The following is a 7902-nucleotide window of genomic DNA, read 5'->3' as shown; positions in this document are numbered from 1 at the left end:
GATCAAACTCTCCAATAAAGTATTGAAAAGAGCGATAAGCTCATTTTGAATCTGACGAGATTAAAAATCTCATTTGTGCTCCAGCCGATTCAAGCCAAGGCTTGTTTCAAACTTTCGCGTTCATTCTGCAAGCAGAATGTTCACTCACTCGTTGTTCAGTTTTCAAAGATCAAACTTGTTTCGTTACCAAATGTCGTTCTCTTCAGCAACTTTTATATCTTACCACATCCGAACCAACTTTGCAAGCTCTTTTTTTCAAGTTTCTTTCGAAGCTTACTTCATTCGCTTGCCGCACCGTGTAAACTGTGTTTTCTTGGCCGGAATTAGAATATACCATGTACAAATTTTGATTGCAAGTCTTTTTTTGAACTAAGTTAACATTCAGTTCAATCCCTCGGGACGTACATAGCTTATTCTTTCAATTTGGCTAGTTCGTATGCACGTCCATTTGATTTTTAATGTTTAACATTGCTAACAGGAACTTTTCTTGGCCATACACTATAGCTAAAACTTATCAGAAAATCGATTCCAATTATGATTCCCCACACTTTAATCAGATTATAGAAGACGGCTGTACGTTCAGCATCCCCAATCCACCAGATCATGGCGAATAAAAATGTACTGCCTATCGCCCAAGACAAAAGATGTCTGAACCATCCACTACGCTCACGTCTCGCATGCTCTCTGCCATATAACTTGTTGCTACGAGGATTCTCTCCGCCTTTGAACCAATATAGGAAGTATCGATCTGCCCATGCGATCATCTGATGACCATAGGCTATGCTTACTCCGATATACACCGCAGCTATACCATGAATCATGCTCGCTATAGCTCCACGCTGAAGATCCATCACAGTGGCCACCAGCAATAACAGATCCACTATTGGTGTGGCCATCAACAAACCAATGCCTAATCTTTTCATGCCAAGAAGGTACCTGACACTTAGACCCGCAAACACAAACACCCAAAAGGCAATCTCACATCCTATAATGAAATAACCAATCATCTGTTAGTCCTCCTTTTATAACACGATTGTATTAATTACAATTTAGCACATTTGTATCATAATAATCAACAGTGATATAATGTTCCCATGCCTAAAATTGTTGATCATGATAAACAGCGTATCCTCGTGGCCGAGGCAGCTTGGCGTATTATACGAAGAGATGGTATGGAACAAGCCTCTGTTCGGAATATCGCTGAAGAAGCAGGAATTTCGGTCGGTTCGATGCGCCATTACTTTTCTACTCAGTCGGAACTACTACGATATGCCATGAACCTGGTATCCGAACGGGTATCCAACCGAATCCAACAAATGTCCTTCACCGGATCTCCCTTGGATAATATGAAATACTTGTTACTCGAGTTATTACCAAACACTGATGAAAAACTGGCCGAAATGGAGGTGTGGTACGCTTTTACAGCCAGATCCAAAACCGATTCTACGCTCAAAGAACTTGCCGATACAGTATATGATGAACTCAGACAGGCTGCAGGCTATGTTATCACTCACCTGATCGAACATGGTCTCACCAGACCAGATCTTGATATTAAACTTGAGATCGAAAGATTGTATGCACTCGTGGATGGCTTGGGTATCCATACTGTGCTTAGACCGGATCAGATGAATGCCAAGCTCATGGATGATGTTCTCAACGTGCATCTTGCTTCCTTGTGCCGTTAAACCAAAAAAAACCGCAGCACATTCGTTGTACTAATGCCTGTTTCGATAACAGGAGTTAGTTCTGAATGTCTGGCGGTTTTTCTTTTTATCCGATAATGATCCGGCCCTCCGGATGACGATACAGTTTTTTCTCTTTGCGAGGACGAAGGGCATATGCGATGGTTAATGGCCCAATCCGACCTACAAACATGGTAAAGGTAATAATAATTTTTCCCCAATTGGTCAACTCATCAGTCACTCCCACGGAAAGCCCCACGGTACCGATTGCGGATGCAGCTTCAAACATCAGTGAAAGGAATGGCGCATCCTCGGTCGTCAGCAGAAGCATTACCACGATCATGAATATGATCAGAGAAACCATAATAATGGTCAACGCCCTCATCAGCAATTCCTTCGGAACACGCTGGCGGAAAAACACGATATCCTTATTTCCTCGAATCATGGCATACACTGCACCAATCATGATCAGGAATGTAGTTGTCTTGATCCCACCCCCGGTCGATCCCGGAGAAGCCCCAATAAACATCAGCAGAATGAAGAAGAATTGGGTAGCCTGCCTCATCTCCGTAATATCGATGGTGCTTGTCCCAGACGAACGTGTAGAAACAGACTGGAAGAAAGACGCATAGATCTTCTCGCTCCAGGTGAGTGAAGCCAGCGTATGTCCGTTGGTAAATTCGAAAACAAACAACACAATCGCCCCTATACCAATCAGCGCTCCTGACACAGACAGCACCAATTTGGACTGTAGGGATAGACGACGGCGTTTGCGATACTCAAAGAGATCATTTAATACAACAAAACCTAGTCCACCAGAAATAACGAGCACGGAAGCAGTCAGGTTGAATATCCAGTCTCCGGTGTAATATTGAAAGCTGTTGCCGAACAGATCAAATCCGCCATTATTAAACAATGAAACAGCATGAAATACCCCATAGTATATAGCCTGACCCAATGGCATCTCTGTTGCCCAGCGCAGCGCCAGTATGACAGCAGCCACCCCTTCAATGGTAAAGGAGAAAATCAACACCTTGCGGATAATGCGTACGATCCCTTCCATACTGTCTGCATTAATGGCTTCTTTAAGTAATAGCCTGTCCTTGAGTGAGATACGCTTGCCCAAAACTAGCGCAAAAAGGGTAGCCATGGTCATGAAGCCGAGTCCACCGAGCTGCATTAATACCATAATGACGATCTGACCAAACAAATTAAAGGTTGTCCCTACATCCACAACGACAAGTCCAGTCACACATGCGGCAGAAGTTGATGTGAAGAGCGCATCAATAAACGCCAAATGCACACCGCTTTGGTTGGAGATTGGCAACATGAGAAGCATCGTTCCAATCGTAATGATAAGCAGAAAACCACCGACCAGAATTAACGGAGGAGATAAGAATTTGGCAAAGTGAAGCCTGAACTTCATGAAGGGCACCTCTTTTAACAAAATACGAACAGGTTATTCTAACGAAAATCCAAGGCGCAGTTCCACCTAATGGCGTGCAGAATAGGGCGTTCTGACAGATTTATTTTTTAGCGCCTATGTAAACCTAAAGAGGAACTTGCCCCAGCATCATACTGAACGGCAGGTCCCTCTTCTATTATGAACGTATAATACGTTCCTTATTTAATCTTGCGTACGAGGACGCATGTGTGGGAAGAGCAGTACGTCACGAATCGAAGGGGAGTTGGTAAGCAGCATGATCAAACGATCCACCCCGATACCCAATCCGCCTGTTGGTGGCATACCATATTCAAGCGCACGGATGAAGTCATCATCCATCTCATGAGCTTCGTCGTTCCCATGTTCCTTCTCCAGCATCTGTGCTTCAAAGCGCTGACGTTGATCGATTGGATCATTCAGCTCTGTAAATGCATTCGCATGCTCACGTCCAACGATGAACAACTCGAAGCGATCCGTGAAGCGCGGGTCTACATCATTTTTCTTCGCCAGCGGTGAGATCTCAAGAGGATGTCCGGTAATGAATGTCGGTTGAATCAACGTCTCTTCCACAAATTCTTCAAAGAAAGCGTTCAAAATATGACCAAATGTCATATGTTTCTCAACCGGAACCTTATGTTCCTTCGCCAAGTTATGTGCTTCCTCATCCGTCATATGTACGGAGAAGTCTACGCCCACAACTTCCTTAACTGCATCCACCATCGTAACACGGCGCCACTGCGGTGTAAGATCTACTTCATAATCTCCATACTGGATCACTTGCGTACCCAGTACTTCCTGTGCAATATGAGCTACCAGGTTCTCCGTTAATTGCATAATATCCTTGTAGTCGGCATATGCCTCATACAATTCAATCATTGTGAACTCCGGATTGTGACGTGTGGACATCCCTTCATTCCGATATACACGGCCAATCTCATATACCTTCTCCAGTCCGCCAACAATCAGACGTTTCAGGTGAAGCTCAATCGCAATCCGCATGTACAGTTCCATATCAAGCGCATTGTGATGCGTAATGAACGGACGTGCTGCTGCTCCTCCTGCGATGGTATGCAACGTAGGTGTTTCCACTTCCAGGTATCCAAGGGAATCCAGGTAACGACGCATTGATTGAATGATTTTGGAACGTGCGATAAAGGTCTGTTGTACGTCCGGGCTCATAATCAGGTCAACATAACGCTGGCGGTAACGCAGCTCTACGTCGGTGAGACCATGGAATTTATCCGGAAGCGGATAGAGCGATTTGGACAGCACTTCAAGATCTTTTACTTTGACAGAAGTTTCACCTGTTTTGGTCTTAAAGATCACGCCAGTTACCCCAACGATATCGCCAAGGTCCAGTAGGCTAAATGCCGCATACTTATCTTCAGGCACGGTATCCTGACGAACATAGATCTGGATTCTGCCGCTCAGGTCCTGAATATGTGCGAAGCTAGCTTTACCCATTCCCCGCTTCGCCATAATCCGTCCGGCAATACTGACTTCGATGTGCTTCTCTTCCAGCTCTTCCTTGGTCAGTTCTTCATACTTCTTCAGAATGGAGCCGGCTTCTTCGGTACGTACGTATTTTTGGCCAAAAGGGTCGATTCCCAATTTGCGGAGCTCGTCCAATTTGTCGCGGCGAATTTGTAAAAGCTCGCTAAGTTCGGTTTCCTGATTCAAGACTTCATCCGTCATGATCTGTATTCATCTCCTTATTTACATTGCAGGCACCGCATGAGGACTCTTCTTCCTCAAATGTTGAAAAAGCTTCCCTAAGGAAGCTTTTGTTTACCGTGCCCAACTGCTTCGTTACTATAGCTTTTTAATATCTACAATTTTATATTGAATTACGCCAGCAGGCACACTTACATCAACAACTGTACCATTTTTCTTGCCCAGGATCGCTTTACCGACAGGGCTTTCGTTTGAGATCTTGTTCTGAAGCGGGTTAGATTCAGCAGAACCTACAATGGTATATTCTGTGATATCGCCGAATTCCAAATCTTCCACAGTAACTGTTGCTCCAACACTCACAACATCGGTGTCAATCTCATCACTGTTAATAATGCGTGCGTTCCGAAGCATTTTCTCCAAAGTAATAATACGACCTTCAATGAAAGCCTGTTCGTTCTTGGCATCTTCGTATTCAGAGTTTTCACTGATATCTCCATACCCGATGGCTACCTTAATCCGTTCAGCCACTTCGCGGCGCTTCACTGATTTCAATGTTTCCAGTTCTTCTTCCAGCTTCTTAAGTCCCTCTGGTGTAAGGATAACTTCCTTGTCGCTCATCTCAACCGATTCTCCTGTCATGGGAATAATTTGATTGTACGGCAACGGAATCAGTGCCAATTACATAGCTCCGCCCGCATACATCTTCAAAACTATATGAAGTTCTCCAGAGAAATAGAATATTCCTCCTGATGACTAACCTTTAATTAACGCACATGGCGAATTTATACTGTGAAAGTATAGGGGAACGATCTCGAAAAGTCAATGTTACGTCCCCTATAAGCTGTAAACGTTTTACAACCTTAATTACGATGCACTTCCGGCAACGACCGGTTCTGACTCCAGATTACCTTCGCTTTTCAGCTGACCCACAAAGTTCTCAAGAATCTGTACCATCTCATCCCGCTTGGTTCCTTCCATAATAACGTCCTTAATACGGGCAGATCCTTTCAAGCCTTTCAAATACCAAGCCAGATGTTTACGCATCTCGCGTACGGCAACCGTCTCATTCTTCAATGCAATCAGGCGATCCATATGCAGGATGGCAACACGGATCTTCTCTTCGCCATTCGGGTCAGGAAGCAATTCCCCCGTGCTTAAATATTGAATGGTACGATACAGCATCCATGGGTTACCCAGGGCAGCACGACCAATCATCACCCCGTCACAACCCGTTTCATCCAGCATACGGCGTGCATCCTCTGGTGTATGGACATCACCATTGCCGATCACTGGAATAGAGACAGCCTCTTTGACATCTTTGATGTGTGACCAGTCAGCTGTGCCTGTATAGAGTTGCTCACGCGTACGGCCGTGCACACTTACTGCCTGTCCGCCCGCACGTTCAACCGCGAGCGCATTCTCAACTGCAAAGATATGCTCGTTATCCCAGCCAATACGCATCTTGACCGTCACTGGCTTCTCCACCGCATCTACTACAGCGGATACCATCTCATAGATCTTGTTCGGATCAAGCAACCAACGTGCACCTGCATCACATTTCGTTACCTTTGGCACAGGGCATCCCATGTTAATGTCGATGATGTCTGCATTGGTTTCTTTGTCCACGATTTTGGCTGCTTCTATGAGCGAATCACGATCTCCCCCAAAAATTTGAAGGCTCAGCGGCTTCTCACGCTCATCTACAAATAACATCTCACGTGTACGCTGGTTGCCATGGACAATGGCTTTGCCACTCACCATCTCCGCGCACACAAGGCCTGTTCCGAATTCTTTTGCGATCAAACGAAAAGCCGGATTACATACGCCAGCCATCGGCGCAAGTACGACCTGGTTTTTCATTTCAATGCCACCAATGTTAAGCACGGTAGTCGTTTCACTCCTTTTTTAATTCTGTATAAATCAACGATATAATGTTCGATCAATATCTTGGTTGGTTGTTGTAACATGCCGAAACCGAAACGGTACTACTTGCCCTGCAACTCCTCAATACTGATTGCCAGCACACCCGCAATTCGATCCAGTTCTTGCTGTGTTACCTTACGGTTACCCCGCTCAATGGTTCCCAGAATGGCCAGCGAGATGCCGGTCTCGGCAGCAAGTTCATGTTGCGTTAAACCTTTCAGCTTCCGGAATGCCCGGATTCGATTGGCCAATTGCATGTTTTCCAAAGCTGTATTCCATCCTTTCCATCCAGTACAGACAACGATGAGTGTACAAAGGTATGCAAACCTGAAACCTCGCCCTCCGGTACGATATCCGACAGTGGCACCAGCACAAAAGCCCGTTCTCCCATACGGGGATGAGGCAATTGAAGTAATTCGGTATCGCGCGTCTCACCGTGCATCCAGAGCAGATCAAGATCAACGGTGCGCGGTCCCCAACGAATATCACGAACACGTCCAAGCCGGTTCTCGATATCCAGTAATTCCGTAAGCAACTGCTCCGGTGTCAGCATCACCTGTACGGCAACTGCCATATTCAGAAACGCAGGCTGATCTACATAGCCTACAGGCTCCGTCTCATATAGTGCAGAACAACGCAGAACGGATATATGAGGGTGTTCATCCAGCAGAGACAATGCTTCAAACAGCGTCTGTTCCCGGTCACCCAAATTGGCCCCTAAAGCAATATAAGCCTCTGAAGATTCAGAGGTCGAATGTGCAATCATGATCGGTTCTCACTTTCTTGTGCGGCGAAGCTCTACCGTTACGCCTTCAAAATGAATATCGAATGGCGGATGTGGCTTCGTCACCTTGACTGTCAATGCATTGATAATAGTATAAGTGTCTAGTAAAGAAGATGCAATATGTTCGCCCAAAGCTTCAATTAACTGGAATGATTTATTCTCTACAATCTGTTTTACCAGCTCATGGATCTCCGCATAATTAATTGTTTTGGTCAGATCATCGTTACGTCCAGCCTCACCCAGATCCATGTCAATCTCCAGATCAATATAGTACCGCTGCCCAAGCTTCCGTTCTTCTGCAAAAACGCCATGATATCCGTAATACTCCATACGATGCAATACCATTCTATCCATACGATCCGCCTGCCCTCTATATATATTGAAATTTTAATCTA

Annotated in this window: 9 protein-coding genes; 1 reads left to right on the top strand and 8 read right to left on the bottom strand. The window is 45.2% G+C overall.

The features are described from left to right. Positions 1 to 455: 455 nt before the first annotated feature. Positions 456 to 1007 carry a hypothetical protein gene (locus ACE3K2_RS22250; protein ID WP_421895149.1) on the bottom strand — a complete coding sequence of 184 codons (552 nt, stop codon included), beginning with the start codon at positions 1005 to 1007 and terminating at the stop codon, positions 456 to 458. Positions 1008 to 1094: 87 nt separating this feature from the next. Between ACE3K2_RS22250 and ACE3K2_RS22245 the strand changes: the two genes are divergently transcribed. After that, positions 1095 to 1685 carry a TetR/AcrR family transcriptional regulator gene (locus ACE3K2_RS22245; RefSeq protein WP_421895146.1) on the top strand — a complete coding sequence of 197 codons (591 nt, stop codon included), beginning with the start codon at positions 1095 to 1097 and terminating at the stop codon, positions 1683 to 1685. Positions 1686 to 1770: 85 nt separating this feature from the next. On the opposite strand, the gene ACE3K2_RS22240 is transcribed toward ACE3K2_RS22245, so the two are convergent. The 7 genes from ACE3K2_RS22240 to folB all read right to left on the bottom strand — a co-directional run bounded on the left by ACE3K2_RS22240 (position 1771) and on the right by folB (position 7861). Next, complete coding sequence (locus tag ACE3K2_RS22240; protein WP_421895143.1) at positions 1771 to 3108, bottom strand: TrkH family potassium uptake protein; 1338 nt, start codon at positions 3106 to 3108, stop codon at positions 1771 to 1773. Positions 3109 to 3309: 201 nt separating this feature from the next. Continuing rightward, positions 3310 to 4821 carry a lysine--tRNA ligase gene (gene lysS, locus ACE3K2_RS22235; protein ID WP_421895140.1) on the bottom strand — a complete coding sequence of 504 codons (1512 nt, stop codon included), beginning with the start codon at positions 4819 to 4821 and terminating at the stop codon, positions 3310 to 3312. Positions 4822 to 4938: 117 nt separating this feature from the next. Continuing rightward, entirely contained in the window at positions 4939 to 5418 is a 480-nt protein-coding gene (gene greA, locus ACE3K2_RS22230; protein WP_076216743.1) for a transcription elongation factor GreA, read from the bottom strand. Positions 5419 to 5664: 246 nt separating this feature from the next. Then, a complete protein-coding gene (gene dusB / locus ACE3K2_RS22225; RefSeq protein ID WP_421895138.1) occupies positions 5665 to 6684 on the bottom strand; it encodes a tRNA dihydrouridine synthase DusB in 1020 nt (339 codons plus the stop codon). 101 nt (positions 6685 to 6785) lie between these two features. Next, complete coding sequence (locus ACE3K2_RS22220; RefSeq protein ID WP_254848000.1) at positions 6786 to 6980, bottom strand: helix-turn-helix domain-containing protein; 195 nt, start codon at positions 6978 to 6980, stop codon at positions 6786 to 6788. Beyond that, entirely contained in the window at positions 6941 to 7489 is a 549-nt protein-coding gene (folK, locus tag ACE3K2_RS22215; RefSeq protein ID WP_421895135.1) for a 2-amino-4-hydroxy-6-hydroxymethyldihydropteridine diphosphokinase, read from the bottom strand. The genes ACE3K2_RS22220 and folK overlap by 40 nt, the downstream gene beginning before the upstream one ends. Before the next feature lie 9 nt (positions 7490 to 7498). After that, positions 7499 to 7861: a dihydroneopterin aldolase gene (gene folB / locus ACE3K2_RS22210; RefSeq protein WP_036606103.1), complete on the bottom strand. Its 363-nt coding sequence runs from the start codon at positions 7859 to 7861 to the stop codon at positions 7499 to 7501. Positions 7862 to 7902: the final 41 nt, after the last annotated feature.

It is taken from the genome of Paenibacillus sp., assembly GCF_048976745.1.
In the GTDB taxonomy this organism is placed as follows: domain Bacteria; phylum Bacillota; class Bacilli; order Paenibacillales; family Paenibacillaceae; genus Paenibacillus.
The sequence above is the reverse complement of the archived record's forward strand: the minus strand, read 5'-3'. Positions and strand labels throughout refer to the sequence as shown.

What these genes read in the sequence shown, in the direction of transcription:
- folK (WP_421895135.1), bottom strand. Translation starts at nt 7,489, where the DNA reads ATGATTGCACATTCGACCTCTGAATCTTCAGAGGCTTATATTGCTTTA.
- ACE3K2_RS22220 (WP_254848000.1), bottom strand. Translation starts at nt 6,980, where the DNA reads ATGCAATTGGCCAATCGAATCCGGGCATTCCGGAAGCTGAAAGGTTTA.
- greA (WP_076216743.1), bottom strand. Translation starts at nt 5,418, where the DNA reads ATGAGCGACAAGGAAGTTATCCTTACACCAGAGGGACTTAAGAAGCTG.
- ACE3K2_RS22250 (WP_421895149.1), bottom strand. Translation starts at nt 1,007, where the DNA reads ATGATTGGTTATTTCATTATAGGATGTGAGATTGCCTTTTGGGTGTTT.
- lysS (WP_421895140.1), bottom strand. Translation starts at nt 4,821, where the DNA reads ATGACGGATGAAGTCTTGAATCAGGAAACCGAACTTAGCGAGCTTTTA.
- folB (WP_036606103.1), bottom strand. Translation starts at nt 7,861, where the DNA reads ATGGATAGAATGGTATTGCATCGTATGGAGTATTACGGATATCATGGC.
- ACE3K2_RS22240 (WP_421895143.1), bottom strand. Translation starts at nt 3,108, where the DNA reads ATGAAGTTCAGGCTTCACTTTGCCAAATTCTTATCTCCTCCGTTAATT.
- ACE3K2_RS22245 (WP_421895146.1), top strand. Translation starts at nt 1,095, where the DNA reads ATGCCTAAAATTGTTGATCATGATAAACAGCGTATCCTCGTGGCCGAG.